The following is a 25,103-nucleotide window of genomic DNA, read 5'->3' as shown; positions in this document are numbered from 1 at the left end:
TGCCGCGCGGGCGCGGCATTGGTGCAGTGACCCGGCACAAAACCGGGGAACGGCACCCCTTGGGTGAGCGGGTTCACGGTTATCGTGGCCGGCAAGCCCGCTCTCCCAAGGGCAGCCCACTTCCATCACAAGAAGAGGACACCCTTGCAATGAACAAACCCCTGATTGGTCTCCCGCTGTGCCGCTGGCAGCTGACGAGCCGTGACATCGGCTGGTTCCACCTGGTGGGCGAGAAGTACATTCACGCGGTCACCGGCTTCGACGCCTTCCCGCTGATGATTCCGGCCTTCGCCGACGAGCTGGACATGGAAACCGTGCTCGACAGCGTCTCCGGCATTATGTTCGGCGGCTCGCTGTCCAACGTGCACCCCAGCTGCTACGGCGACGACCACCCCGGTCTGGGCCTGGCCGACCAACCCCGCGACGCCACCGTGCTGCGCCTGATGCGCGCCTGCATCGAGCGCGGCATTCCCTTCCTCGGCATCTGCCGTGGCGTGCAGGAACTCAACGTGCTGTATGGCGGCACCCTGCACCGTGAAGTGCACGAGGTGGAAGGCCGCCTGGATCACCGCGAGGTCAAGGACGTGCCGGACGATGTGGCCTACGGGCCGATGCACAAGGTCGCCCTGACCGAGGGCGGGGTGCTGCACAAGCTGCTGGGCGAGCGCGAGATCAGCGTCAATTCGCTGCATGGGCAGGGGATTGATCGGCTCGGCGAGGGGCTGCAGGTCGAGGCGGTGTGTGAGGACGGGCAGATCGAGGCGGTCAGCGTGATCGGCGCCAAGGCGTTTGCCGTGGGGGTGCAGTGGCATCCGGAGTATCGCTATTGGGAGAAGGCGGATTACAACGCGCTGATTGGGGCGTTTCATGAGGCGGCGAGGGAGTATCAGAAAGGTAAGGCGGCGAAGAAGCAGGAAGTGGAAGTTGCTTGAATAAGGTGCTGCGCTGACGGTTGATTGAAGCAAGAAGGCCCGTCGAGAGACGGGCCTTCTTGCTTATAAGTACGTTGCGGGGTTAGACGCTTAGTATTGATCTGTAACTTGGGTGTATCTCCCAGTCAAGCCCATCATCTAAATTTGTTTTTGATGTTAATAAGTTTGGTCTATCTTCGAATCTTACAAAGCCAAGACCTGTAGAGTCGTTTTCGTTTCTTGCTGTAATAAAGCCAATTCTATATAGCAAGTGTGCAATGGTTAGCCCTCCGTTTTCTGCACTGATTCCATCGATTGTTGGAAGTCCACCATGCTTTATTATTTTTTCTGCGATGTGACTGAGAAGCTGTGTGGTTGTGTATATTTTTTGACCGCCGCTAAAGCTTTCTATTATCTCTACTAGGCGCGCACATTGATGGCGGTGCTCTTTATAAAGGTCTGCTATTCGCAAGCCTCCATACTCTTGTAGTACGGATCGTATGTGCCCGATTGATATTTTATCTCCGGACTTTAAGAATGCGTCATGCCCTGCAAGTTTGCATAGTTGGGCTGCCCAGCGCGGCCGTCCAGCAGATAAAATATGGATTGGCCTAAATGAGTCTAAGCTCCGTCCGCCCCAGTTGAACGGCTCTTTGAAAACTAATCTCCTTATTTCTCTACCATCCTTTCCTGGAGTTAGATTTTGGAATCGCTCATCGTCTGGATAATAGCGGATAAAGAAGCTTTTTATTTTGTTCTCAAGTATTCGTCCTGTTTCTTCCGTACTCCACTTTAAATCGAGCATGTACTGCTCGCACTTGTCTAAGGCTTCGTCATGCTGTGCAAGTATCGACCATACATCAGTTCTGACAGACGCTCTTATGTGTAATCCTTGAACTGCTCCTATAAGATTTCTACATGCGCTGAAGAATGTGCTGACTTTTAGTCTTTCTGATTCTGTATTTACAAATGTGGCGTCTATGTCATCTATGAAGACCCAGACATTAACTGAGTTCTCAATAACTCTTTCCGTTATAGCTTGTGAGGCTGTGGTCTCTAATCGAGTTCTCTCTAGTCCCAGGCTTTTGATTTTTAACCTATCGAACAAGGCGCTTACCAGGTTTCTGCTGCGGAACCCTGTTAGTTCTGCTTTTTCAATTAGAAGTATTGAGTCGTCTGTGAATCCGTAGTTTAGGGCGGCGCCAAGCTCAAGATTTATTCTGGAGCAAATCCTTTGCTGCCAGCCGTAAATTAATTCTGCTGCGTTTCCTGAAGGTACATCTTGCAAGGCAAATAGATCTGAGGCTTTTACGAAGACTACGAGATCGTTGCTGTTGGCTAATTGTCTGACATAGTATGTTTTTCTTAAAAGTGCTGACTTGCCCATGCCCTTTCTGGAGCGTACAAACGCAATTCGCCTTGTGTTCGAGTAAAATCTGTCAAATTCTGATTTTTCTAAGAAATAGCTATTCAATATTTCTATGTCTTCATCTTCCCCTGCTTCATTTCCGAAAAGCTCAGGGTCTGCTAAATCTCTTCGCATTTTATTTCCTTGTTGGAATATGGGTAAGCTCTCTAGGTGTTAGGCGTGGCTGTATGGTTTTGATTTATATGCTGTAAGCAGTGGGTGGATTTCTTGCCTGAGGTCATATTCTGCGTTTGGATTAAATTACCGGAAGTCTGTAGTGTGGACAACGCTTCGCTTGCCCCTATCGAAACCCAACGGAAATTCTATGTATCCTGACGCCATGCTTTTCGCCTTCCCGGCGAGTTACTTTCTCTTTGCTTGTGCAAAGAGAAAGTAACCAAAGAGAAAGCACACCCGACATCCGGGTCTCGCTACGCGAGACTCCCTTCGTTCCATCATTGCTCCAGGGGCCCGCCGCGAAGGGCCATCCCTGGCCCATCGCGGCTCTCGCGGCATCCATGCCGCTCAACCCCTTACACAACGATTCCACTCAGCCTCCTGACGGGACCCGGTCCCGGCCCGACCTTGTGGTGCAGGTTCGGTATTGCTGAGGTGGCGTTTGTTTTTTGTAGGGTGGACAACGCTCTGCTTGTCCACCATGGGAGCATCGCAGAGCCATCGAGGGAGTAGGGCGGGTGCAACCCGCGTAAGCCGGCTGCGCGGATTGCACCCGCTCTACGGCGAGGCATACCGACAACGCCGAGCGGCCTGAAACTTGAAACCCTCATGCGCGCAAACTCCCCGTCAGAAGGCCGAGCGTAGGTGTTGCGTAGGGGGACGAGCCGCAGGGATGCGGCGAGAGGCTTAAAGGGCCAGGGATGGCCCTTGTAAGCCGGCCCCCGGAGCGGCACCGGAGCGAGGGGAGTTTCGCGCAGCGAAACCCGGATGCCGGGCGCGCTTTCTCTTTGGTTACTTTCTCTTTGCGCGCGCAAAGAGAAAGTGACTCGCCGTGCGAGGCGAAACCTGTAGCCAAAAGCCGAGGAAAGCGCCGAGAAAGAAACACGACGCCAACGCCAGAAGGCCTGAGCATGCCCCGGCTCACTTCCCCGACTTGCGATTACGCGCATACAGCGACTTGCCACCCGTGGCCGTAGCCCCCCGCTCCTGCAATTCAAACCGCGCGTTCTGCGCCTTGATCAGATCGCTCAGCTTCTTGTGCCCATACAGCCGCGAGTCGAAGTCCGAGCGCAGCTTGCTGATATTGGTGCCGAGGATGCCCAGGGCGCACCAGCCATCCTCGTCCGAGTTGTCGTCGATCACCTTGGCAATGAAGTCCACCGGCACCTTCTGCGGCTTCACCTTGGCCGGTGCAGGCTGCGCGGCAGGTTTGCCACCCGGCGCCGCCGTTACTGGCGCAACCGCCGGCGCGCTGGCGGGGGCTTCCACCTCGGCGGGCTCGGCATCGTCGCGCAGCAGCTCGGTGTAGATGAACTTGTCGCAGGCGGAAACGAACGGCTTGGGCGTCTTCTGCTCGCCGAAGCCGATCACCTCCAGGCCTTCCTCGCGCAGGCGCGCGGCCAGGCGGGTGAAGTCGCTGTCGCTGGAAACCAGGCAGAAACCATCGAAACGCCGGGTGTAGAGCAGGTCCATGGCGTCGATGATCAGCGTGCTGTCGGTGGCGTTCTTGCCGGTGGTGTAGGCGAACTGCTGCATGGGCTGGATCGAATATTCCAGCAGCACCTTCTTCCAGCCGCCCAGTTGCGGGCCGGTCCAGTCGCCGTAGATGCGCTTGACGCTGGCGATGCCGAACTTGGCGATTTCCTCGAACAGCCCTTCGACGATGGCGGCGGAGGCGTTGTCGGCGTCGATCAGCACCGCCAGGTGCTTCTGCTGGCGGCTGGTGGTGGGCTTGAGGGCCATGCTTCGTCCTTGTGGCGGGTATGTACCGACCTTACTGCGATTCGCCCCGTTCTGGCCATCCCCGGCGCCGCCGCGCGGCTGGGGTGGCCGGTCGCGCTAGCCGCCGGGTTCTGCGCGATCCCGGCCCTGTGCTCGCCGGCGCACAGACGCCGGCTCCCGGCCGGCGAACAATCAACCTACCTCCCGTGCGTTGTGGTTCGAGCGTTGGGGATGGATCCGAGGTTTTGCACTGGAGTAACGATCATGAGCATCTTCAAACTGTTTTCCACCGCCATTCTCCTCGCCACGTTGGCGTTGGCCGGCTGCTCCGGGATGAGCCATCAGGAGAAAGGCACCGTGCTGGGCGCCGCCGTCGGTGGAGTCGCCGGCAATGTCCTGTGTGGCGGGGTGCTGTGCACCGGTGCCGGCGCCGTGGTGGGTGGCGTGATTGGCCACGAAGTCACCAAGGATAAGAAATAGGCGCTGCCGATGCAGCGGTTGGCGTCTACCAGCGGTGGCCGCGGTAGTCCCGGTAGCCGCCGTGGCGATGGTGGCGGTGGTGATGGCGGTGATAGGGGTAGCGATAGTACGGGCTGATCACCACCCGGTAGGGCGAGTAGTACATGGGGTAGTAGATCGGCTGCGGCGGGTAGTACACCACGTGCGGCGGCGGGGCATACACGCCCACCGGGTAGCCGGCACCGATGGCGCCACCAATCAGCCCGCCGACGACCGCCCCGGCGATCACGGCATCGCGGTCCGACGCCTGCGCCGGCTGCTGGCCCAGCAGCATCAGGCTGGCGATCAGGACAGCAATGAGGGGAATACGCGCAAGCATGACCGAACCTCCTCTGCGACCGGGTGGCGCCGGTTAAACATATCGACCACCGTCCCGGGCGAAGATTCGCCGCCGCACATCTGCCGCGTTCCAGCGGCTTCGGCAGCAAACCCCGTGCAAGAAAAAGGCTATGCCCCCGTTACGTGTTGCTGCGCAGCGCTATTGTTTGGAGCGGGTGGCTCTAGCTGTTGCTGGGAGCGAATTCATTCGCGATCCGGTTCGGCACCGGGTTGCCTGCTTATCGCGGATAAATCCGCGCCCACTAAAGCGCGATGACGGTGCAGTACCCTATTGGGACATGGCCAAGAAAAAGCCCCGCGGGTGCGGGGCTCGGGTTTACCAGCGACGGTCATGGTGGCGGTGATGGTGGCGATGGCCGTGACCGTGCCTGTGGTGGCGCGGCACGTAATACACCGGGCCGGGCGAGTAGTAGACCGGGCGCGGCTCGTAATACACCGGCTGCGGCGGGTAGTAGGCCACCGGCGGTGGCGAGTAGTACACAGGCTCCGCCTCGTAGACCCGCACCGGTCTGGTGTGGCTGGCGATGACGCCGCCGACCACTGCCCCTAGCACCACGCCGGCGGCCACATCACCGCTATCTGCCGCGTGTGCCGGTGCCTGGCCGAGCAGGGCCAGGCTGACAATCAGGCCGGTGATAAGGGGAAGACGCGCACGCATGTTCGAAACTCCTCTGGAGACCGGTCGTTTCCGGTTACAGCGTTCGACTGCGGAGCCTGCGATAGTTTCCTCCGGCAATGTAAAGCCTGTGTAAAACCGTCGTGCACTGCCGCTGGCTGGGCCCGCGACTGGGCGCCAGGGCCTTCTGCTGCCGTCCCGCGGGGCAACCACCTGGGCTTCGCGGTGGCCTGCGGCAAGCGGGTGGCGCGCCGGCGCCTGCTCGGCCGCGGCTGGATGAACGCTAGCGGCGCCTGGGGGGAGTCAGGCGCAGAGCCAGCTGTTCATGAACGTCCCGCCGCAGCTGCGAAGGGGCGGGCCAGTGCGGGTTGGCGGTGAGAAAAGCTTCGTAAAATATATTGGACTATGGGCGGCGGAAAAATATTCTTTGTCGCGCGCAAGTCCTTGCCGTCAGGCGCTTGCAGGCCGGTTTTGCAAAGCAAACCCGTCATAAATCCGTGTGTCATGTTTGACATATTTTACGGCTTTGGCAGACTGGCTAGCAGGTTCCGACTGCCAACAGGCCGGCTCGGGCAGACGACCAGCGCTCGCCAGCTTTCCCTGGCGGGGCGTTCCAGGGCTCTACCACAGGCCCGTGGAAGGGGTGTTGCCCAAGCCGCTCGCCCTGTGCGTGACAGTTACCGAACCTGCAAAAACAGGTAGCGCCTGGCCTATGCCGCGCACCTGCACAGCAATGACGGGCCCCGGCCCGTCCCAAGGTGACGTATGTCTAACAACAACACTGCAAGCCCCGCCAAAACTCCCCGCAAACCCGTCGTCCTGATGTCCATGGGCAACCAGGAACGCAAGGGTCATGACTACCAGGTGATGACCCACAAATACATCGTGCCGCTGGTCGAACTGTCCGGTTGCGTGCCGCTGCTGGCACCGACCTGCTGCGGCACCGATGACCTCGAGCAGTACCTGGACATGGTCGATGGCGTGTACCTCACCGGTGCCGGCAGCAACATCGACCCGAGTCTGTACGGCCAGGACAACCTGACCCCCGGCAAGGCCCAGGACCGCGACCGCGACCTGTTCGACCTGCCGCTGATCCGCGCGGCCATCGCCCGCGGCCTGCCGATCTTCGGCATCTGCCGCGGCATGCAGGAAATCAACGTGGCCCTGGGTGGCGACATGCACCAGAAGGTCTACGAGGAGCCGGGCTTCGACGATCACCGCGAAGACACCGATGACCCGGTGGAGGTGCAGTACGCCGAAAGCCACGGCGTGCATCTGGTGCCGGGCAGCTGGCTGGCCAAGCTGATGGGCAGCGAGGAAATCCGCGTCAACTCCCTGCACGGGCAGGCGATCAAGACCCTGGGTGAAGGCCTGGAGGCGCTGGCCCATGCCGATGACGGCCTGATCGAGGCGATCCACGCGCCGCAACTGCCGCAGTTCACCCTGGCGGTGCAGTGGCACCCGGAATGGCGGGCGGCGAGCAACCCGGATTCGGTGAAGATCTTCCAGGCCTTCGGCCACGCCTGCCGGCAGCGGGCCGCGCAAGGCGCCCGCTAAGAACCCGTTTACGATCGTCGGCCATACGGCGTTAAAAACAGCCTCGGAAAGCGGCTTGCCGCTAACGCGCTTTAGCGCGACCCGAAGGGCGAGTGAAACGAGTCATGCTCATTTACAGCTCGTAAACTCCGCTTCCTCGGCTGTTTTTTCCTTGTCTGGCTCTAGTCCAAAAGATCGTAAACAGGTTCTAACAACCCTGACGAGCTGCCACGCGGCCCCGGATGCATGCAGGGGCGCGTCGGCACGCCGGCCTTTCACTCCCAGCGTTTATAGATGGCCTGCAGCCGGCCGCTGTCTTGCAGGCGGCGCAGGGCGTCGCCGAATAGCCTGGCCCTGGCCTGGTCGCCCTTGGCGAACGCCACGTAGCGCGGCATCTGCACCAGGGCGTGCGGCAGGATGCGCACGTTGTCCTGGGCGCGCTGCTCACGCACGAAATACAGCAGTTGGGTGCGGTCACCGACGATGATGTCGATGCGTCCGGCCAGCAGCATGGAAACCAGCTGCCGCGGATTCTGCGCGCTGGTGTCGCGGGCCAGGTCGGCCTGATCGAATGTCGATTCGTAGGCATAGCCGCGCACCTGGCCGATCACGTAGGGCGCCAGGTCGTCCAGCCGTTGCCAGTCCTGGATCGCGGTCTTGTGGGTGGTCATGAACACGGTGGAACCGGTGCGGATCGGCCCGGCCAGTTGGTACTGGGCCATGCGCTCGGGGGTGCCGGCGAACTGGAAGGCCATCTCCACCTCGCGCCGGTCGAGCATGCGCTTGACCCGTTCCCAGGGATACAGGCGCAGGGTGTGGGCCACCTTGGCCTCGTCCAGCACGGCGTTGACCAGTTCGACATCCAGGCCTTGCGGCGTGTCGCTGTCGGCCGCCAGGAAGCTGTAGGGGGCGAACTGCTCGTCGCCGACCACGTGCCAGGGTTCGCCGCTGGCCAGCGGGCTGAGGGCGAGAAGCAGGCAGAGGAGGGCGTTGCGCATGACCATCTCCGGGCACCGGGCACGGCCCCGGGCGGGCGTGCAAGGCTCATGCTAGACAATCTGCCGGAAACTTGCGCAGTGGCGACCCGGGCGGGTCGCCAGGCTGTGACGGGTCAGACTTTCTTGACGAATTCCGACTTCAGTTTCATCGCGCCGATGCCGTCGATCTTGCAGTCGATGTCGTGGTCGCCGTCGCACAGGCGGATGCCCTTGACCTTGGTGCCGACCTTGACCACCAGCGAGGAGCCCTTGACCTTGAGGTCCTTGATCACGCTGACGGTGTCGCCGTCCTGCAGCACGTTGCCGACCGCATCCTTGATCACCTTGTCGCCTTCGCCGACGCTTTCTACTGCGCCGTCGGCCGACCATTCATGGGCGCATTCCGGGCAGACCAGCTGGGTGCCGTCTTCGTAGGTGTATTCGGAGTTGCATTTGGGGCAGGGCGGCAGGGTGCTCACGGCGGATCCTCGGTTCGGGGGGACTAAAAGCCGCATATTGTATAAGGAATTGCCGGTTTTTATCAGGGTGGCGCCGAGCTCAGTGCTGGAACCCGCGTGGCCAGCGGGCTGGGCTCAGGGCGCGGGCAGCGGTTGTGGCCAGTCCAGGGTGCCGTTGTCGCTGAAGCGGGCGCCGCCGAACAGGCCGCCGGCCAGCTTGCCGTGCAGGCTGTAGGGCAGTCCCTGGCCCTGCCGGTAACCGGCGGCGGCCCAGGCCTGGCGCATGGCGGAGAAGGCGGAAATGCTCACCGGTATGCGCACCAGCGCCTCGCCGAAGCGCGGCACCTGGCCGCGCTGGTCGCTCACGCCACTGGCCAGTGGCTGGTCGTTGATGTCCAGTTCGAGGGCCACCCCGTCGAAGTCGAGCGCCTGGTCGTTGGGGTTCTGCACCCGCAGGACCACGGCCAGGCGCATTTCCATGCCCTGGCCGGGCAGCGGCTCCAGGCCGACCAGGTCGATGTGCAGTGGATCGCGCGGCAGCAGTGCGGCGCAGCCGCCCAGCAGCAGGCCGAGCAGGGCGCAGAGCAGGGCCTGCGGCACGCGGGGTATGGCCAAGCGTTTTGATCCGGGCATGCTTCCTCCAGGGGCTGCGGCGCCGGGGCCGCTGTTGGGCCAAGGTGCCGGTTGGGTGCGGATGGCCCGGTTGAAGGGTTCGACCCGGGCCACGGGGCTGTTCAGGGCAAATATAGGCGTTAGTCGTACTCGGCCTCGACATGATCGCCCAGCAGGCGCCTCTGCCGCGCCGTGCAGGCGGCGAGCACTTCAGGGTTGAAGCGCCACTCCAGGTAGGGCGAGAACTTCTGGGCGACCATGCGCCGGCCGTAGTGGACCTGCAGCAGGTAGCGGCTGCGTGTGGGGCTGAGGTTGCGGCTGCCGGCATGCCACAGCTCACTGCGCAGGAACAGCACGTCGCCGGCCCGGCACAGCACCGGTTCCAGCGGGCGACCCTGCCAGGTGCTTTCCCCGGGGGCCGGCTGGCGCCCGGCACGGTGGCTGCCGGGGATGACCCGGGTGGGGCAGAGCTCGGCATCGATGTCGTCAAGGTAGAGCTGGGCGGTGCAGATCTGCATCGGCAGCTGGAAGTGCGGGTCGGCGAGCAGGGCGGGCGGCAGCTCCATCACCAGGTAGTCGAGGTGCAGCTCGCTGCCGATGAAGCCCGGATGGCTGCGCCAGGCGGTCTGTCCGATGATGTGGCAGTCGCTGCCGAGCGCCGCCTCGGCCAGGTCGATCACTCCGGGCAGGTCGAGGTAGGGCAGCCACAGCGGGTCGCGGTTGAACACGCATTTGTAGTGGTCGAGCAGGCCGGAGTAGTCCCAGTGCTGCGGGCGCAGGGCGTCGATGGCCTGGCGCAGTTCGGCGAGCTGGCGGCCAGCGAGGATACCGGGCAGCAGCACGAAGCCCTGCTCGTGCAGGGCTTGCAGCTGCGTGAGGGTGGCTGGGGCGCTGGGCATGCGGGTGGTTCCCATGGCAGTGGCCTGCCACCATGCTGGCACGAAGGTGCGGGCCTGGGAATGCCGGGCCATGGCGACTTTCTCGCGGGCAAAAAAAGACCCGGCAAAGTGCCGGGTCAATAACCGTGATTAGCCTGATGAGGAGATAATCTGAATAGCCGACTGCTTGGCTTCCCAGCTTACCGGCTGATCTCGCGATCAGTTGAGCTAATAATAACGATTCTCATTTTAACGTCAACGGCTTTATGAGAATTATTTTCGATTGGCCGTCTGGGGCGGAAAAACAAACCCCGGCGCAGGGCCGGGGTTGCTGGGATTCTGGCTGACGCCCCAGAGCCTCAGGCCGGTTCGCGCTGCAGGCGCAGCTGGGTGACTTCCTTGTTCAGCAGGTCGATGCGCCGGGCCATGCTCTCGATCAGGCTGTGGGCGATACGCGGGTTGCTCTGCATCAGGCTGAGGAACTGGTCCTTGGGGATGACCATGACGGTGCAGGGCTCGCTGGCGATCACCGTGGCGCTGCGCTTCTCGCGGGTGAACACGGCCATGGCGCCGAAGATCTCGTCCTTCTGCACGTCGCCGACCTTCTGCCCGTCGACATGGGCTTCGGCGTGGCCTTCGATGATGACGAAGACGTGGTCGGCCTCGTCGCCCTGGTGGATCAGCTCTTCGCCGGCGGCGAAATGCTGGAAGCCGGTGGACGGGCGCAGTTCCGGCTGCTTGAGGCGCGCCAGGGCGTCGGAAAGCAGGGCAGTATGGCCGATCAGGTACTGGATCAGCAGCTCCTGGCGCTGTTGGCTGGCGTTGATGTGGCTGAACACGTCGGCGCGGGCGTAGGGCGTCAGGGTCAGTTGCTCTTCGCTGCTGTAGCGGCAACTCGGCAGGTCGTGGCCCTGGCGCAGGCCGACCAGATCGCCTTCTTGCAGATAGAACAGCGGGCGCTCGTCGACCAGGGCATGCAGCAGGCCGTTGTTGATGATGTACAGCTGGTTGCCGGGCAGAATCTGCGCCAGGTCTTCGACCTGTTCGAGGCGCAAGGGCGCGCCGCTGGGCTGCAGGCCTTCGAGCAGCTGTGCAGGAATGCTCTGCAGGCGTTGGATCAGCTGGTCGGCGTAGGCCGGTTGCTCCCCGAGTAGGTACATGACTCAAATTCCTTGAACTGGCTGGACTGACGATAAGGCACGCACGCCCCGGCAACAATAGATGCTGCCGCACTCCAGGTAAATCGCGGCACTTGGAGGTTGTGAGCTAGCTCTTGTTGCTTGCCGAGAGGGAGTCGACCTTGCCGTTGAGCTCGGCCTTGTGCGCGGGCGGCAGCTCGCTCCAGTGCACATCCAGCAGCGCCCCCTCGATGGCGTAGAGCAGCACCTTGGAGGCGCGGAAGCCGCGCGCGCGCACGGCTCGATAGGCGTCCACCGCGCCGAGGCGGCGCAGGTCGCTGGCGCTGTGGATGCCGACGGCATGCAGCCATTGCGCCGAGGTCTTACCGAGGTTCTTCAGGTGTTGTAGTTCATCGTTCATTGCGCCTCCATGCGTTGCTGCGCAGCTACTGATGAGTGTTATTGGGCAAACCTGCAAGGAAGTGTAGCGGCCAGCTGACAAAACGCCGTTGACCTGGGTCAGCCCAGATTTCTCCCAGCTGCGGGCGCAGTGCGAGCAGCGGGTCGCGGCCACTGGCCTGCTGCAGGCGCTGCACGGCCGACCAGGTGCCGAGGTAGCCGAGCAGTTGCGGCAGATCCCACTGCAGTTCGATGGCGCAGGGCGGCGGCTGCAGGCGCGGGAACGGCGCCTGGATATCGCGATAGCCGGCGTCGACGCTGGCCCGCCCGGGCGGCCAGTAGGGGCCGAGGGTGCGGTAGTAGAAGTCGTCGAGCACGGCATCCAGCTGGCTGTCGATGCGCAGCAGGCCGTAGCACCAGGCGCAGAACAGGCCGTCGGGTTTGAGCAGGCGCCGCACTTCGGCGAAGAAGGCCGGGGTGGCGAACCAGTGCAGGGCCTGGGCGACCACGATCAAATCGAGGCTAGCATCGGCCAGGGGCTGGGCCTCGGCGCTGGCGGCGAAGCAGGCGATGCCGTGCAGGTCGGTGGCGGCGCGCAGCTGCTCGATGCTGCCATCGCAGGCCAGCACCTGGCGGAAGTGGCGGCGCAGCGGGCGGCTGGCCTGGCCGCTGCCGCAGGCGATGTCGAGTGCACGTTCATGGCCGGGGCTGTTGGCGGCCAGCCAGTCGAACAGGACGGCCGGGTAGTGCGGGCGGAAGCTGGCGTAGGCGTCGGCGCGGGCGCCGAACAGCTGGACGAGGTCGCTCATGGCCGGGCTCAGCGGGTGCGATAGCGCAGGCGGGTGCCGAAGTTGAGCGACATGAGGATCTCGTCGGCGCTCAGCTCGGCCGGGAAGTAGGCCCCGGAGATCTGCGCATGGGCGATGCTGGCGCCCTCCAGGCAGGCCTGGCGCAGGTCCAGGCCGCGCAGGTCGCTGCCGCGGAAGTAGGCGTCGGAGAAGTCGATGCCATCGGCATCCAGCAGACGCAGGTCGATACCGCGAAAATCGCCGCCCTTGAGGTCGACCGGTTTGCCCTTGGGCTTTTGCGCGTTGAAGTCACGTACCTGTTCCGCGTGGATCAGGCGGTACAGCGGGCAATCGAGCTGGCGTGGTTGGCTCATGGAGCGCTCCGGGCAGGGTTCGACGCCAGTATAGAAGCTGTGCGCCGGCCTGCCCGGAGTGCGCGGTCAGAGCCCGGGCAGGCGCTGGCGGATGCCCTCGACCAGGCTGTCCAGGCTGACGCTGTCGTGGGTGTCGACGCGCTTGCTGTGCGCCTGCTCGTCCTTGTCGAGGGGCTCGCGGCTGGCCTGCTGGGCCTCGATCACTTCCAGGGTGGCATCGGAGGGGTCGTTGCCCTCGCTCTGGCGCTGCTGCAGCCAGCTGGCGATCACCGCCTGCGGGGCCTGGCAGTCGAGGATCAGGAAGGGATCGCCATTCTGTTCGGCGACCTGCCAGGCGGCGGCGCGCTGGGCGTGCTTGAGGTAGGCGGCATCGAGCACCACCGGGAAACCGGCATGCAGGGCCTGCTCGGCCAGCTGGTGCAGGCGCTGGTAGGTGGCGCTGCTGGCGTCGGCGCTGTAGATGCCGGCATGCAGTTCACCCCGGGCAGCGGCCGGCTGGTCGCCGAACAGGCGCTTGCGCTCGACGTCGGAGCGGATGCGGATGGCGCCTAGGGCCTCGACCAGGCGCATGGCCACATGGCTCTTGCCGACGGCCGAGACGCCGTGGGTGATGGCCAGGAACGGCGTGGGGATGGCGCTGTAGCTTTCCGCCAGGTCGGCGTAGTTGCGGTACTGGCGCAGGGTGGCGGTGCGCTGTTCGGCGTCGCTCTGGTGCGCCAGGCTGAACAGGGCGACCTTGGCTCGCACCAGGGCGCGGTAGGCCTTGTAGAAGTTGAGCAGCTCCAGCGCCGCGTAGTCGCCGCTGTGTTCCAGCCAGGCGCTGACGAAACGCCGCGCCAGGCCCTTGAGGCCGCGGTCTTCCAGGTCCATGGCGAGGAAGGCGGCGTCCGAGGCGATGTCGATCAGGCGGAAGGGTTCGTTGAACTCGATGCAGTCGAACAGCACCACCTGGCCATCCAGCAGGGTGGCGTTGCCCAGGTGGATGTCGCCGTGGCATTCGCGGATCGAGCCGTTGCCGGCGCGCTGGGCCAGTAGCGGTTCCAGGCGGGCGAAGCTGGCCTCGGTCCAGGCTTCCAGGGCGTCGACCTGGCGCAGGTCGGCGGCTTCGCCGAGCATCGGGCGGATCTGCTCGAAGTTCTGCCGCATCGGCGCCATGATCGCGGCGGGCGAGCACAACGGGTGACTGGCGGGCACGGCCGGGGTGCGGCCGTGGAAATCGGCGATCTGCTTGGCCAGGGCGTCGATATGCGCGGCGCTCAGTTCGCCGCGCGCCTGCACGGCGCTGAGCAGCTGACTCTGCGGGAACTGGCGCATCTTCAGGGCGTATTCGATGACCGCGCCGTCGCCGCCGAGCTGCGGGGCGGTCTCGCTGCCGGTGATCGGCAGCACGTCCAGGTACAGGCCCTGGGTCAGGCGCTGGTTGAGGCGCAGTTCTTCGCCGCAGAAATGTTGGCGGGCGTCCAGGCTGGTGAAGTCGAGGAAGCCGAAGTTGACCGGCTTCTTGATCTTGTAGGCGAAGGGGCCAGTGAGCAGCACCCAGGAGATGTGCGTCTCGATGACCTGGAACCCTTCCACCGGGTGGGGGTAGAGGGCCGGGTTCTGCAGGGCGGCAATCAGGGCTTGGCTCACGGTCATTCCTTGCTTTTCGGGTGTTTCGGAAGCGGCATTATGGCCGCTGTGAGGCGCTCTGCAAACCGCCGGGGCGCGCCTGTTGGGCCTTGGCAAAGTGCGTATAATGCCGCGCCATGACTCGTTCCCGTACTCCGCGCAAAAGCGCCAAGCGCCGCTCCGGCGCCTCCCGTCCCTGGCTTGGCTGGGCTCTCAAACTCGCATTGGTCGGCCTGGTGGTACTCGCCGGCTTCGCCGTGTACCTGGATGCGGTGGTGCAGGAGAAGTTCTCCGGCAAGCGCTGGACGGTGCCGGCCAAGGTTTACGCGCGGCCGCTGGAGCTGTTCGTCGGGCAGAAACTGGCCAAGCAGGATTTCCTCACCGAGCTGGATGCCCTAGGCTACCGGCGCGAAAGCGCGGCCGACGGCCCGGGGGCGGCGGTGGTCAACGGCAACGTGGTCGACCTGCATACCCGCGGCTTCCAGTTCTATGAAGGCGCCGAGCCGGCGCAGCGCCTGCGCGTGCGCTTCTCCGGCGCCTATGTGGCCGGGCTCAACCAGGGCAACGGCAGCAAGCTCGATGTCGCCCGCATGGAGCCCCTGCTGATCGGCGGCCTGTACCCGGCGCACCACGAAGACCGCATCCTGATCAAGCTGGAGCAGGCGCCACCCTATCTGGTGGAAACCCTGGTGGCGGTGGAAGACCGCGACTTCTTCGGCCACTTCGGCGTCTCGCCCAAGGGCATCGCCCGCGCCGTCTGGATCAACGCCACCGCCGGGCAATTGCGCCAGGGCGGCAGCACCCTGACCCAGCAGCTGGTGAAGAACTTCTACCTGACCAGCGAGCGCAGCCTGACCCGCAAGGCCACCGAGGCGATGATGGCGGTGCTGCTGGAGCTGCACTACGACAAGAAGGAAATCCTTGAGGCCTACCTCAACGAGGTGTTCCTCGGCCAGGACGGCCAGCGCGCGGTGCACGGCTTCGGCCTGGCCAGCCAGTACTTCTTCAGCCAGCCGTTGGGCGAGCTGAAGCTGCACCAGGTGGCGCTGCTGGTCGGCATGGTCAAGGGGCCGACCTATTTCAACCCGCGGCGCTTCCCCGAACGCGCCCTGGAGCGACGCAATCTGGTGCTTGACCTGCTCGAGCAGCAGGGCGTGGTCAGTGCCGAGCAGGTGGCCCATGCCAAGCAGCAGCCGCTGGGCGTGACCCAGCGTGGCAGCCTGGCCGACAGTTCGTTCCCGGCCTTCCTCGACCTGGTCAAGCGCCAGCTGCGCGAGGATTACCGCGACGAGGACCTGACCGAGGAGGGGTTGCGCATCTTCACCAGCTTCGACCCGATCCTGCAGCTCAAGTCCGAGGCGGCACTGAGCGAGACCCTCAAGCGCCTGGGTGGACGCAAGGGGGTGGACGAGGTCGAGGCGGCGATGGTGGTGACCAATCCGGAGAATGGCGAGATCCAGGCCATGCTCGGCAGCCGCCAGCCGCGTTTCGCCGGCTTCAACCGGGCCCTGGATGCCGTGCGGCCGATCGGCTCGCTGATCAAGCCGGCGGTCTATCTGACGGCATTGGAGCGGCCCAGCCAGTACACCCTGACCAGCTGGCTGGCCGACGAGCCGTTCTCGGTGAAGGGCCAGGACGGCCAGGTCTGGCGCCCGCAGAACTACGATCACAAGGCCCATGGCACCATCTATCTGTACCAGGGGCTGGCCAACTCCTACAACCTGTCGACCGCCAAGCTCGGTCTGGAACTGGGCGTGCCGAATGTACTCAAAACCCTTGAGCGCCTGGGCGTGGATCGCGAGTGGCCGGCCTACCCGTCGATGCTGCTGGGCGCGGGGGCGCTGAGTCCGATGGAAGTGGCGACCATGTACCAGACCCTGGCCAATGGCGGCTTCAATACGCCGTTGCGCGGCATTCGCAGCGTGCTGACGGCCGAAGGCGAACCGCTCAAGCGCTATCCCTTCCAGATTCAGCAGCGCTTCGATGCCGGTGCCATCTACCTCACCCAGAACGCCATGCAACGGGTGATGCGCGAGGGCACCGGGCGCTCGGTATACAGCCAGCTGCCGTCGTCGCTGACCCTGGCCGGCAAGACCGGTACCAGCAACGACTCGCGTGACAGCTGGTTCGCCGGTTTCAGCCAGGATTTGCTGGCGGTGGTGTGGCTCGGGCGTGACGACAACGGCAAGACGCCGCTGACCGGTGCCACAGGTGCGCTGCAGGTGTGGACCGGGCTGATGGCCAAGGCCGACCCGCTGCCGCTGGATATGCCGCAGCCGGACAATGTCACCCTGGCCTGGGTGGATGCCGGCAGCGGACAGGGCTCGGCACCGGGTTGTCCGAATGCGGTACAGATGCCGTATATTCGCGGCAGCGAGCCGGCCCCGGGCGCAGCCTGTGGCATGGCGCCGGATGAGGCGGTAATGGATTGGGTACGCGGCTGGCTCGACTGAGTCCGCCCAGAGTGAGGAAACGAATGAGCAAGTGGTGGTTGTGCGCGGTTGTAGCCTCGACGGTGTTGAGCGGTTGTACCACGGTGCAGCGGGGTTCGATCCCGGTAGTCGATGCCAGTGGTTCGTTGCAGGCGGATGAGCAGGGGGCGGGCGATTACCAGCCGGCCACTGCGGCGGCGCAGGCGCAGAGCCTGCCGCAGGACTCCGGTGTGGTGGTCATGGTGCCGGGTGGGGTTTCTTCGGCGCCGCTGCAGACCTATCCGGACGGCAGCAGTTCCATGCCTTCCAGCATCAGTTCGGCACCGCTCAGCACGGGGCCGCTCTCCTCGGCGGGCAGCTACCAGCCCGCTGCGCCGAGCATGCCCAGCGGCATTCCCTCCGGCGGCAGTCTGACTGCGGACGAGCAGCTCGATGGGCCGGTGCTGGCACTGCTGACCACTGCCCAGCAGCAGCAGAGCAGTGGCGATCTGAATGGTGCCGCCTCCAGCCTGGAGCGCGCCCAGCGCATTGCGCCGCGCGAGCCGCAGGTGCTTTATCGCCTGGCCGAGGTGCGCTTGGCCCAGGGCGATGCGGCCCAGGCCGAGCAGTTCGCCCGCCGCGGCCTGACCCTGGCCGGTGGCCGTCCGGCACTGCAGGCCGGCCTGTGGAACCTGATTGCCCAGGCGCGTGAGCGCCAGGGCGACCCGGCAGGTGCCGCCCAGGCGCGCGAGCGGGCCAAGGTCAACCTGTGATGGATGCGCGTTTGCCGGCGATAGCCCAGCAGTTGCTGCTGATCGAGCGCGAACTGCGCGCGCTCGGCTGGTGGATGACGATGCCGCCTTCAGACGAGGCGCTGGCCAGTCAGCAGCCTTTCTGCGTGGATACCCTGCCGTTCGAGGCGTGGCTGCAGTGGGTGTTCCTGCTGCGGATGAAGGCGCTGGTCGAGTCGGCCGGGCCGTTGCCGCGGGCGTCGGGTATCCGCTTCATGGCAGAAGAGGTCTATCGCGGGCGGGAGGCTGAAGTGCAGGCCTTGCTGGTGGTACTCGGGGAGTTCGATCAGTTGATTGGAGGCGCCTGAGGGCGCCTCAGCAGTGTCCGGGGTTACTGGCAGTTTTCCTTGATGGCCGTTTCGCTCTTGCTCATGCGGTCCTGGCGCTCTTCTTCGGTTATGCGACGGACTTCATCGCCGACCTTGACCCGTACGCGTGGGTTCGCCTTCATCTGGGCGAGGTCTTTGCGAATCTGCTCGCAGTAAGCATCCAGCTCTTTTTGGTGCTTGGCCACAGCCTGCCTGGCTTCCTGATCAAGCGCTTCCTGCTTGGCATCTGCCTGGGGCTCTTCCAGTTTGGGTGTGGCGGCCGGTGGAACAATCTTGGGTTGGGTGATATTGGGGTTCACCTCGGCAGCCGCCTGGCCCTCGGGTGGCTGCGCGCCAAAGTGCGTATTGCCCTGGGCGTCCACCCATTTGTAGATCTGGCCGGCCGTGGCAGTAGCGCTCAGGGCGAGCAGCAGGCTGCCCGTGAGAATCATGCGACGCATGTTGTGTCCTTTTATTGGCTGCGGAACCTGGTGGCTACTATAACCAAAACCCGGCAAACGTCATCCTGCGCCGCATCACAGCTATCAGACGAAGTTTCCGTGCGCGATAACTTGACTTAGCGTGCACGAATCAGAACAATCCCAAGCTCGCTGTAGTGGAGTCCGCCGCAAGTGTCCTCCAGCTCAGCGAAAAAAGGCGCTACCCGTGCCGACCCCCGTTACACCCGCAACGCGTTACCTCGCGCTGGGAAGGAGGGGCCCCGCAAGATTGGGCCGTTCCGTTACACGTCAAGCAGACCTCGTAGTATCCGCGACCACAGTCGCCGCCCGTTTGCTGACCTGTAAGACCTACTTCAAGGACCACTCGTTGACGGGTGGTAATCTGGCGTTCTAGAGGTAAACAACGTGGAGCTTTTATCCGGCGCTGAAATGGTCGTCCGCTCGCTGCGTGACGAAGGCGTGAAGTACATCTATGGGTACCCGGGCGGTGCCCTCCTGCACATCTACGATGCCCTGTTCAAAGAGCCGGAAGTGACCCATATCCTGGTTCGTCACGAGCAGGCCGCTACCCACATGGCCGACGGCTATGCCCGCGCCACCGGCAAGCCCGGCGTGGTGCTGGTGACCTCCGGCCCAGGCGCGACCAATGCCATCACCGGCATCGCCACCGCCTACATGGACTCGATTCCGATGGTCATCATTTCCGGTCAGGTGCCCAGCACCGTGGTCGGTACCGATGCCTTCCAGGAAACCGACATGGTCGGTATTTCCCGCCCGATCGTGAAGCACAGCTTCATCATCAAGCATCCTTCGGAAATCCCCGAAGTGATCAAGAAGGCCTTCTATCTCGCCCAGTCCGGTCGTCCCGGTCCGGTGGTGGTGGATATTCCCAAGGACATGGGCGATCCGTCGCAGAAGTTCGAATACAACTACCCGAAGAAGGTCAAGCTGCGTTCCTACAGCCCGGCTACCCGCGGTCACTCCGGGCAGATCCGCAAGGCGGCCGAGATGCTCCTGGCGGCCAAGCGCCCGGTGCTCTACTCCGGCGGCGGCGTGATCATGGGTGGCGCTTCCGAGCCGCTCACCGAGCTGGCCAAGATGCTCAACATTCCGGTGACCAATACCCTGATGGGCCTTGGTGCCTTCCCTGGCAGCGATCGCCAGTTCGTCGGCATGCTCGGCATGCACGGCAGCTACACCGCCAACCTGGCCATGCACCACGCCGATGTGATCCTGGCGGTCGGTGCGCGTTTCGATGACCGGGTGATCAACGGCGAGACCGGCGCCAAGTTCTGCCCGAACGCCAAGATCATCCACATCGACATCGACCCGGCCTCGATCTCCAAGACCATCAAGGCCGACATCCCGATCGTCGGTCCGGTGGACAGCGTGCTGACCGAGATGGTCGCCATCCTCAAGGAAATCGGCGAAACCCCGAACAAGGAAACCGTCGCCAACTGGTGGAAGCAGATCGACGAGTGGCGCGGCAGCGGCCGCCTGTTCCCCTACAACGAGGGCGACGGCAGCATCATCAAGCCGCAGACCGTGATCGAGACCCTGAGCGAAGTGACCCGCGGCGACGCCTACATCACCTCAGACGTCGGCCAGCACCAGATGTTCGCCGCGCAGTACTACCGCTTCAACAAGCCGAACCGCTGGATCAACTCCGGCGGCCTGGGCACCATGGGTTTCGGCTTCCCGGCGGCGATGGGCGTCAAGCTGAACTTCCCGGAGGCCGACGTGGCCTGCGTCACCGGCGAGGGCAGCATCCAGATGAACATCCAGGAGCTGTCGACCTGCCTGCAGTACGACCTGCCGGTGAAGATCATCAACCTGAACAACGGTGCCCTCGGCATGGTTCGCCAGTGGCAGGACATGCAGTACAGCAGCCGTTACTCGCACTCTTACATGGAATCGCTGCCTGACTTCGTCAAGCTGGCCGAGGCCTATGGTCACGTGGGCATGCGCATCACCGACCTGAAAGACCTCAAGCCGAAGATGGAAGAAGCCTTCGCCATGAAGAACCGCCTGGTATTCCTCGACATCGCCGTGGACACCAGCGAGCACGTGTACCCGATGCAGATTCGCGGCGGTGCCATGCGTGACATGTGGCTGAGCAAGACGGAGCGGACCTGAACATGCGCCATATCATCTCCCTGTTGCTGGAAAACGAACCGGGCGCCCTGTCGCGCGTGGTTGGCCTGTTCTCCCAGCGCAACTACAACATCGAAAGCCTGACCGTGGCGCCGACCGAAGACCCGACCCTGTCGCGTCTGACGCTGACCACCGTGGGTCACGACGATGTGATCGAGCAGATCACCAAGAACCTCAACAAGCTGATCGAAGTGGTCAAGCTGGTGAACCTGTCGGAAAGCGCGCACATCGAACGCGAGCTGATGCTGGTCAAGGTCAAGGCCACTGGCGCCCAGCGCGCCGAGGTCAAACGCACCACCGACATCTTCCGCGGGCAGATCGTCGACGTGACCAGCAGCGTCTACACCATTCAGCTGACCGGCACCAGCGACAAGCTGGACAGCTTCATCCAGGCCATCGGCACCGCGTCGATCCTGGAAACCGTACGCAGCGGCGTCACCGGCATTGCCCGTGGCGACAAAGTACTCAGCATCTAACTCTTTAGCGAACGGCCCACGAGGCCAGAAAATAGGGGAATTCCCATGAAAGTGTTTTACGACAAAGACTGTGACCTCTCGATCATCCAGGGCAAGAAAGTCGCCATCATCGGCTACGGCTCCCAGGGCCACGCCCAGGCGTGCAACCTGAAAGACTCCGGCGTCGACGTGACCGTCGGCCTGCGTCCAGGTTCGGCTACCCGTGCCAAGGCCGAGGCTCACGGTCTGAAAGTGGCTGACGTGCCTGCTGCCGTTGCCGGCGCCGACCTGGTCATGATCCTGACCCCGGACGAGTTCCAGTCCCAGCTGTACAAGAACGAAGTCGAGCCGAACATCAAGAAAGGCGCGACCCTGGCCTTCTCCCATGGCTTCGCCATCCACTACAACCAGGTTGTGCCGCGTGCCGACCTCGACGTGATCATGATCGCGCCGAAGGCTCCGGGCCACACCGTGCGTTCCGAGTTCGTCAAGGGCGGCGGCATCCCTGACCTGATCGCCATCTACCAGGACGCTTCCGGCAACGCCAAGAACGTCGCCCTGTCCTACGCCGCTGGCGTCGGTGGCGGCCGTACCGGCATCATCGAAACCACCTTCAAGGACGAGACCGAAACCGACCTGTTCGGCGAGCAAGCCGTTCTCTGCGGCGGTTGCGTCGAGCTGGTCAAGGCCGGTTTCGATACCCTGGTTGAAGCCGGCTACGCGCCGGAAATGGCCTACTTCGAGTGCCTGCACGAGCTGAAGCTGATCGTCGACCTGATGTTCGAAGGCGGCATCGCCAACATGAACTACTCGATCTCCAACAACGCCGAATACGGTGAATATGTCACCGGACCGGAAGTCATCAACGCCGAATCCCGCCAGGCCATGCGCAACGCTCTGAAGCGCATCCAGAACGGCGAATACGCGAAGATGTTCATCCAGGAAGGCGCTTCGAACTACGCTTCGATGACCGCTTACCGCCGCAACAATGCCGCTCACGGCATCGAAGTGGTTGGCGAGAAGCTGCGTGCCATGATGCCGTGGATCGCTGCCAACAAGATCGTCGACAAGGCCAAGAACTAAGGCTTTCTGACGTTCTAAAAGACGCGGCTACGGCCGCGTTTTTTTATGCTCGTTGCGGGCTTCTGGTATAAAGCCCATTCGTTTGCAGGGCGCCGGCGAACCTAGCTCGCCGGCTCCGGTCGAAGTCCAATCAAACCGTTGCAAGGTATTGTTCATGAACGAACGTCCCGAGGAATCCGGCAAGGCCCCCGAAGAGGAGAGCCTCCTGCCCATCGATGAACATGTGGAAGAAGGGCAGGACGCCGAAGGCCGCAAGGTTCGCCACCGCGGCATCTATCTGCTGCCCAACCTGTTCACCACCGCCGCACTGTTTTCCGGGTTCTACGCCATCGTCAATGGCATGAACGGGCAGTTCGATCATGCCGCCATCGCCATCTTCGTAGCCATGGTGCTCGATGGTCTGGATGGTCGCGTGGCGCGCCTGACCAATACCCAGAGCGCGTTCGGCGCCGAATACGATTCGCTGTCGGACATGGTCGCCTTCGGCGTGGCGCCAGCGCTGGTCGCCTTCGAGTGGGCGCTGGGCAGCCTGGGCAAGGTCGGCTGGATGGTGGCCTTCATCTATGTCGCCGGCGCGGCGCTGCGTCTGGCGCGTTTCAATACCATGGTCGGCAAGGCCGACAAGCGCTTCTTCATCGGTCTGGCCAGCCCAGCCGCGGCGGCCTTGGTGGCTGGCACGGTATGGGCGTTCAGTGACTTCGGCATCAAGGGCTCGAACATGGCCTTTGTGGTCGCCTTGCTGGTGGCGGCTGCCGGTACCCTGATGGTCAGCAATATCAAGTATCACAGCTTCAAGGACCTTGATCTCAAGGGGCGCGTGCCTTTCGTGGCCATTCTGGTCGTGGTGCTGGTGTTTGCCGTGGTCTTCAGCGATCCACCGCGCATCCTGCTGCTGATCTTCGTGGCCTATGCCGCCTCCGGTCCGGTGCAATACTTGCTGCAACTGCGTCGCCGTAAAGCGGCACAGTGATGTAATTTCCTGCCGGCTCCGTGGTCTATTGGCGCATCAGCCGTCCTTAACCGCGGAGCCATCATGCTGATCAAAAGTCTTCCCGCATCCGCTGCGCGCGAATCCGATATCACTCCGGAAGCCGTCTATCTGTCACGCCGTGCGTTCATGACTGCTGCCGGTGGTCTGGCGGCTATGGGGGCTTTGCCGCTGCGGGCCGAAAGCCAGCGCTATGCCGATGTCGAGCCCGCCGCAGCTCCCGCCTGGTTCACCGACAAGCTTGCCGCCGTGCGCTGGGGAGCGGTAACGCCCGGGGAAGAGGCATTGACCCCGTTCAAGGACGTCACCCACTACAACAACTTCTATGAGTTCGGTACCAGCAAGGGTGATCCCGCGCGTTATGCCGACCAGTTCGACGTGGAGCCGTGGGCGGTGATGGTCGACGGGGCAGTTGCCAGGCCGGGATTGGTGTCTCTGGAAGACCTGGTCAAACCGCATCAACTGGAGGAGCGCATCTATCGGCTGCGCTGTGTCGAAGGCTGGTCGATGGTGATCCCCTGGTTGGGCTTCCCTCTGTCCGCGCTGCTCAAGTTGGCCGAACCGACGGGGCCGGCCAAATACGTGCGCTTCGAAACCAAGGTTGCGCCCGAGCAGATGGCGGGGGTGCGTTCCGGTTTTTCTCTGATCGACTGGCCATATATCGAAGGCTTGCGCCTGGATGAGGCCATGCATCCGTTGGTTATCCTGGCGGTGGGGCTCTATGGGCGTGTGCTACCGAATCAGAATGGCGCGCCGCTGCGCCTGGTCGTGCCGTGGAAGTATGGCTTCAAGAGTATCAAGTCGATTGTGCGTATCAGCTTGCTCGAGGAGCGCCCAAAAACCACCTGGGAGAGCCTGGCGCCTGACGAGTACGGCTTCTATGCCAACGTCAATCCGGGCGTCGATCACCCGCGCTGGAGTCAGGCCAATGAACGCCGCCTGCCGGGCAGCCTGTTCAGTCCTAACGTGATTTCGACTCGGCTATTCAACGGCTATGACGAGGTTGCTGCGCTCTACAGTGGTCTCGACCTGCGGAAGTACTATTGATGCGCTATCGATACTGGCGGTTGGTGGTGTTTGTCACGATGCTATGTCCCTTGCTGCTGTGGCTCTATCAGGGGGTGACGCAGTCGCTGGGGGCCGATCCAGGCAAGGTGCTGGTTGATCGGCTCGGGCTGGGGGCGTTGATTCTCCTGTTGCTGACGCTGTCGATGACGCCGCTGCGTCGCCTGACGGGCTGGGGTGGCTGGATTGCGGTGCGCCGGCAGCTAGGGTTGTGGTGCTTCAGCTATGTGCTGCTGCATGTCTGTGGCTACCTGTTGTTTCTGCTCGGGCTGGATTTCGGTCAGTTGCTCGATGATCTGCATGAGCGCCCTTACATCATTGTCGGTGTTATGGCCTTTACCGGGCTGCTTGCCTTGGCGCTGACGTCCAATCAGTACAGCATTCGGCGGCTGGGAAAGCGCTGGCGACAGCTGCATAGGCTCGTCTATTTCATTCTGGGCCTGGCCTTGCTGCATATGCTGTGGGTCGTGCGCTCGGATATTGGTGAATGGCTGCTCTATGCGGTCATTGGTGTTGTGCTGTTGTTGTTGCGTCTGCCGGCCCTGGCGGGGCGCTTATCGGGCCGTTTGGCGGGATTGACGAAGGCTGTGCAATAAAGTGTTGACGGCAAGTTTTGCAGGCCTATAATCCGCACCTCTTCCGGCGCAGCCTGATCTGAAAACTCCTTGTTAAACAAAGAGTTAGAGGAAAATAAAGGTTGCGACGGTGGCGGATTCGAGTAGAATGCGGCGGGCTGGCGGGGTGGTGGTTTGATCCTGTCGGTGTCTCGGTTCGAAAGAGCTGAAGAGGCTAGAAAGAGGTGGTTGACAGCTGGTTTGAACGCTGTAGAATTCGCCTCCCGCTGATGTGAAGCGTAAAGCAGATCGGAAGCGCAAGCGGTTGAGAGGAAACAAAAAATTCTTCGAAACTGGTTGACAGAAAGAAAGGCTGCTGTAGAATGCGCGGCC

26 protein-coding genes are annotated in these 25,103 nt (G+C 63.0%); 12 read left to right on the top strand and 14 right to left on the bottom strand.

The features are described from left to right. Nucleotides 1-149: 149 nt before the first annotated feature. Nucleotides 150-932, top strand: a complete 783-nt coding sequence (locus F3I62_RS07785; protein WP_160489078.1) for a gamma-glutamyl-gamma-aminobutyrate hydrolase family protein — start codon at nt 150-152, stop codon at nt 930-932. A gap of 82 nt (nt 933-1,014) precedes the next feature. Here the strand turns inward: F3I62_RS07785 and F3I62_RS07780 are convergent, their stop codons facing one another. Both F3I62_RS07780 and F3I62_RS07775 read right to left on the bottom strand, forming a co-directional pair. Continuing rightward, entirely contained in the window at nt 1,015-2,454 is a 1,440-nt protein-coding gene (locus F3I62_RS07780; protein WP_160489077.1) for a P-loop ATPase, Sll1717 family, read from the bottom strand. Nucleotides 2,455-3,417: 963 nt separating this feature from the next. Then, nucleotides 3,418-4,239, bottom strand: a complete 822-nt coding sequence (locus tag F3I62_RS07775; protein ID WP_160489076.1) for an NYN domain-containing protein — start codon at nt 4,237-4,239, stop codon at nt 3,418-3,420. A 243-nt stretch (nt 4,240-4,482) separates the two neighbouring features. Here F3I62_RS07775 and F3I62_RS07770 point away from each other — a divergent pair, with 243 nt between their 5' ends. After that, nucleotides 4,483-4,698: a glycine zipper 2TM domain-containing protein gene (locus F3I62_RS07770; protein ID WP_178122499.1), complete on the top strand. Its 216-nt coding sequence runs from the start codon at nt 4,483-4,485 to the stop codon at nt 4,696-4,698. Between the two features lie 25 nt (nt 4,699-4,723). Here the strand turns inward: F3I62_RS07770 and F3I62_RS07765 are convergent, their stop codons facing one another. Next, nucleotides 4,724-5,056 (bottom strand): hypothetical protein, encoded by a 333-nt coding sequence (locus tag F3I62_RS07765; RefSeq protein WP_160489075.1) that lies wholly within the window; start codon nt 5,054-5,056, stop codon nt 4,724-4,726. Between the two features lie 336 nt (nt 5,057-5,392). Continuing rightward, nucleotides 5,393-5,734, bottom strand: a complete 342-nt coding sequence (locus F3I62_RS07760; RefSeq protein ID WP_160489074.1) for a hypothetical protein — start codon at nt 5,732-5,734, stop codon at nt 5,393-5,395. A 723-nt stretch (nt 5,735-6,457) separates the two neighbouring features. Here F3I62_RS07760 and F3I62_RS07755 point away from each other — a divergent pair. Next, on the top strand, nt 6,458-7,249 hold the full coding sequence (locus F3I62_RS07755; RefSeq protein ID WP_160489073.1) for a gamma-glutamyl-gamma-aminobutyrate hydrolase family protein: 792 nt from the start codon (nt 6,458-6,460) through the stop codon (nt 7,247-7,249). Between the two features lie 254 nt (nt 7,250-7,503). On the opposite strand, the gene F3I62_RS07750 is transcribed toward F3I62_RS07755, so the two are convergent. From F3I62_RS07750 to F3I62_RS07710, 9 genes are all read right to left on the bottom strand, one after another. Beyond that, entirely contained in the window at nt 7,504-8,226 is a 723-nt protein-coding gene (locus F3I62_RS07750; RefSeq protein ID WP_160489072.1) for an ABC transporter substrate-binding protein, read from the bottom strand. A gap of 113 nt (nt 8,227-8,339) precedes the next feature. Continuing rightward, nucleotides 8,340-8,684, bottom strand: a complete 345-nt coding sequence (locus F3I62_RS07745; RefSeq protein ID WP_160489071.1) for a zinc ribbon domain-containing protein YjdM — start codon at nt 8,682-8,684, stop codon at nt 8,340-8,342. Between the two features lie 114 nt (nt 8,685-8,798). Next, a complete protein-coding gene (locus tag F3I62_RS07740) occupies nt 8,799-9,278 on the bottom strand; it encodes an LEA type 2 family protein (protein WP_372240092.1) in 480 nt (159 codons plus the stop codon). Between the two features lie 137 nt (nt 9,279-9,415). Next, a complete protein-coding gene (locus F3I62_RS07735; RefSeq protein WP_160489069.1) occupies nt 9,416-10,174 on the bottom strand; it encodes a phytanoyl-CoA dioxygenase family protein in 759 nt (252 codons plus the stop codon). 338 nt (nt 10,175-10,512) lie between these two features. Then, nucleotides 10,513-11,313 (bottom strand): cyclic nucleotide-binding domain-containing protein, encoded by an 801-nt coding sequence (locus F3I62_RS07730; RefSeq protein ID WP_160489068.1) that lies wholly within the window; start codon nt 11,311-11,313, stop codon nt 10,513-10,515. A 106-nt stretch (nt 11,314-11,419) separates the two neighbouring features. Beyond that, the gene (locus F3I62_RS07725) at nt 11,420-11,692 is read right to left on the bottom strand and encodes a TfoX/Sxy family protein (RefSeq protein WP_160489067.1); all 273 of its coding nucleotides are present in this window, start codon (nt 11,690-11,692) and stop codon (nt 11,420-11,422) included. Nucleotides 11,693-11,717: 25 nt separating this feature from the next. Beyond that, a complete protein-coding gene (locus F3I62_RS07720; RefSeq protein ID WP_160489066.1) occupies nt 11,718-12,479 on the bottom strand; it encodes a class I SAM-dependent methyltransferase in 762 nt (253 codons plus the stop codon). Nucleotides 12,480-12,487: 8 nt separating this feature from the next. Continuing rightward, nucleotides 12,488-12,832, bottom strand: coding sequence for a pentapeptide repeat-containing protein (locus tag F3I62_RS07715; protein WP_160489065.1), 345 nt, complete (start codon nt 12,830-12,832; stop codon nt 12,488-12,490). 66 nt (nt 12,833-12,898) lie between these two features. After that, nucleotides 12,899-14,461, bottom strand: coding sequence for a bifunctional aminoglycoside phosphotransferase/ATP-binding protein (locus F3I62_RS07710; RefSeq protein WP_160489064.1), 1,563 nt, complete (start codon nt 14,459-14,461; stop codon nt 12,899-12,901). 116 nt (nt 14,462-14,577) lie between these two features. On the opposite strand from F3I62_RS07710, the gene mrcB reads away from it, so the two are divergent. From mrcB to F3I62_RS07695, 3 genes are read left to right on the top strand one after another with little or no spacing between them, the layout of a single operon-like run. Further along, the gene (mrcB, locus tag F3I62_RS07705) at nt 14,578-16,893 is read left to right on the top strand and encodes a penicillin-binding protein 1B (protein WP_160489063.1); all 2,316 of its coding nucleotides are present in this window, start codon (nt 14,578-14,580) and stop codon (nt 16,891-16,893) included. Nucleotides 16,894-16,916: 23 nt separating this feature from the next. Further along, on the top strand, nt 16,917-17,624 hold the full coding sequence (locus F3I62_RS07700) for a M48 family metallopeptidase (protein WP_160489062.1): 708 nt from the start codon (nt 16,917-16,919) through the stop codon (nt 17,622-17,624). Continuing rightward, entirely contained in the window at nt 17,624-17,950 is a 327-nt protein-coding gene (locus tag F3I62_RS07695) for a YqcC family protein (protein ID WP_160489061.1), read from the top strand. The genes F3I62_RS07700 and F3I62_RS07695 overlap by 1 nt, the downstream gene beginning before the upstream one ends. 23 nt (nt 17,951-17,973) lie before the next feature. On the opposite strand, the gene F3I62_RS07690 is transcribed toward F3I62_RS07695, so the two are convergent. After that, on the bottom strand, nt 17,974-18,411 hold the full coding sequence (locus F3I62_RS07690; RefSeq protein WP_160489060.1) for a DUF4124 domain-containing protein: 438 nt from the start codon (nt 18,409-18,411) through the stop codon (nt 17,974-17,976). A gap of 405 nt (nt 18,412-18,816) precedes the next feature. On the opposite strand from F3I62_RS07690, the gene F3I62_RS07685 reads away from it, so the two are divergent. From F3I62_RS07685 to msrQ, 6 genes are all read left to right on the top strand, one after another. Then, nucleotides 18,817-20,547: an acetolactate synthase 3 large subunit gene (locus tag F3I62_RS07685; protein ID WP_160489059.1), complete on the top strand. Its 1,731-nt coding sequence runs from the start codon at nt 18,817-18,819 to the stop codon at nt 20,545-20,547. 2 nt (nt 20,548-20,549) lie between these two features. Next, entirely contained in the window at nt 20,550-21,041 is a 492-nt protein-coding gene (gene ilvN / locus F3I62_RS07680; protein ID WP_137974870.1) for an acetolactate synthase small subunit, read from the top strand. 45 nt (nt 21,042-21,086) lie between these two features. Continuing rightward, on the top strand, nt 21,087-22,103 hold the full coding sequence (ilvC, locus tag F3I62_RS07675) for a ketol-acid reductoisomerase (RefSeq protein WP_160489058.1): 1,017 nt from the start codon (nt 21,087-21,089) through the stop codon (nt 22,101-22,103). 154 nt (nt 22,104-22,257) lie between these two features. Continuing rightward, nucleotides 22,258-23,073, top strand: coding sequence for a CDP-diacylglycerol--serine O-phosphatidyltransferase (gene pssA / locus F3I62_RS07670; RefSeq protein WP_160489057.1), 816 nt, complete (start codon nt 22,258-22,260; stop codon nt 23,071-23,073). A 63-nt stretch (nt 23,074-23,136) separates the two neighbouring features. Further along, a complete protein-coding gene (gene msrP / locus F3I62_RS07665) occupies nt 23,137-24,138 on the top strand; it encodes a protein-methionine-sulfoxide reductase catalytic subunit MsrP (protein WP_160489056.1) in 1,002 nt (333 codons plus the stop codon). Beyond that, a complete protein-coding gene (gene msrQ, locus F3I62_RS07660) occupies nt 24,138-24,752 on the top strand; it encodes a protein-methionine-sulfoxide reductase heme-binding subunit MsrQ (RefSeq protein WP_160489055.1) in 615 nt (204 codons plus the stop codon). Before msrP ends, msrQ begins: the two co-directional genes overlap by 1 nt. The last annotated feature ends 351 nt before the right edge of the window (nt 24,753-25,103 follow it).

The sequence above is a fragment of the Pseudomonas sp. R-28-1W-6 genome (genome assembly GCF_009799925.1).
Lineage (GTDB): Bacteria > Pseudomonadota > Gammaproteobacteria > Pseudomonadales > Pseudomonadaceae > Aquipseudomonas.
The sequence above is the reverse complement of the archived record's forward strand: the minus strand, read 5'-3'. Positions and strand labels throughout refer to the sequence as shown.

What these genes read in the sequence shown, in the direction of transcription:
- F3I62_RS07785 (WP_160489078.1), top strand. Translation starts at nt 150, where the DNA reads ATGAACAAACCCCTGATTGGTCTCCCGCTGTGCCGCTGGCAGCTGACG.
- F3I62_RS07780 (WP_160489077.1), bottom strand. Translation starts at nt 2,454, where the DNA reads ATGCGAAGAGATTTAGCAGACCCTGAGCTTTTCGGAAATGAAGCAGGG.
- F3I62_RS07775 (WP_160489076.1), bottom strand. Translation starts at nt 4,239, where the DNA reads ATGGCCCTCAAGCCCACCACCAGCCGCCAGCAGAAGCACCTGGCGGTG.
- F3I62_RS07770 (WP_178122499.1), top strand. Translation starts at nt 4,483, where the DNA reads ATGAGCATCTTCAAACTGTTTTCCACCGCCATTCTCCTCGCCACGTTG.
- F3I62_RS07765 (WP_160489075.1), bottom strand. Translation starts at nt 5,056, where the DNA reads ATGCTTGCGCGTATTCCCCTCATTGCTGTCCTGATCGCCAGCCTGATG.
- F3I62_RS07760 (WP_160489074.1), bottom strand. Translation starts at nt 5,734, where the DNA reads ATGCGTGCGCGTCTTCCCCTTATCACCGGCCTGATTGTCAGCCTGGCC.
- F3I62_RS07755 (WP_160489073.1), top strand. Translation starts at nt 6,458, where the DNA reads ATGTCTAACAACAACACTGCAAGCCCCGCCAAAACTCCCCGCAAACCC.
- F3I62_RS07750 (WP_160489072.1), bottom strand. Translation starts at nt 8,226, where the DNA reads ATGCGCAACGCCCTCCTCTGCCTGCTTCTCGCCCTCAGCCCGCTGGCC.
- F3I62_RS07735 (WP_160489069.1), bottom strand. Translation starts at nt 10,174, where the DNA reads ATGCCCAGCGCCCCAGCCACCCTCACGCAGCTGCAAGCCCTGCACGAG.
- F3I62_RS07730 (WP_160489068.1), bottom strand. Translation starts at nt 11,313, where the DNA reads ATGTACCTACTCGGGGAGCAACCGGCCTACGCCGACCAGCTGATCCAA.
- F3I62_RS07725 (WP_160489067.1), bottom strand. Translation starts at nt 11,692, where the DNA reads ATGAACGATGAACTACAACACCTGAAGAACCTCGGTAAGACCTCGGCG.
- F3I62_RS07720 (WP_160489066.1), bottom strand. Translation starts at nt 12,479, where the DNA reads ATGAGCGACCTCGTCCAGCTGTTCGGCGCCCGCGCCGACGCCTACGCC.
- F3I62_RS07715 (WP_160489065.1), bottom strand. Translation starts at nt 12,832, where the DNA reads ATGAGCCAACCACGCCAGCTCGATTGCCCGCTGTACCGCCTGATCCAC.
- mrcB (WP_160489063.1), top strand. Translation starts at nt 14,578, where the DNA reads ATGACTCGTTCCCGTACTCCGCGCAAAAGCGCCAAGCGCCGCTCCGGC.
- F3I62_RS07700 (WP_160489062.1), top strand. Translation starts at nt 16,917, where the DNA reads ATGAGCAAGTGGTGGTTGTGCGCGGTTGTAGCCTCGACGGTGTTGAGC.
- F3I62_RS07695 (WP_160489061.1), top strand. Translation starts at nt 17,624, where the DNA reads ATGGATGCGCGTTTGCCGGCGATAGCCCAGCAGTTGCTGCTGATCGAG.
- F3I62_RS07690 (WP_160489060.1), bottom strand. Translation starts at nt 18,411, where the DNA reads ATGCGTCGCATGATTCTCACGGGCAGCCTGCTGCTCGCCCTGAGCGCT.
- ilvN (WP_137974870.1), top strand. Translation starts at nt 20,550, where the DNA reads ATGCGCCATATCATCTCCCTGTTGCTGGAAAACGAACCGGGCGCCCTG.
- ilvC (WP_160489058.1), top strand. Translation starts at nt 21,087, where the DNA reads ATGAAAGTGTTTTACGACAAAGACTGTGACCTCTCGATCATCCAGGGC.
- pssA (WP_160489057.1), top strand. Translation starts at nt 22,258, where the DNA reads ATGAACGAACGTCCCGAGGAATCCGGCAAGGCCCCCGAAGAGGAGAGC.
- msrP (WP_160489056.1), top strand. Translation starts at nt 23,137, where the DNA reads ATGCTGATCAAAAGTCTTCCCGCATCCGCTGCGCGCGAATCCGATATC.
- msrQ (WP_160489055.1), top strand. Translation starts at nt 24,138, where the DNA reads ATGCGCTATCGATACTGGCGGTTGGTGGTGTTTGTCACGATGCTATGT.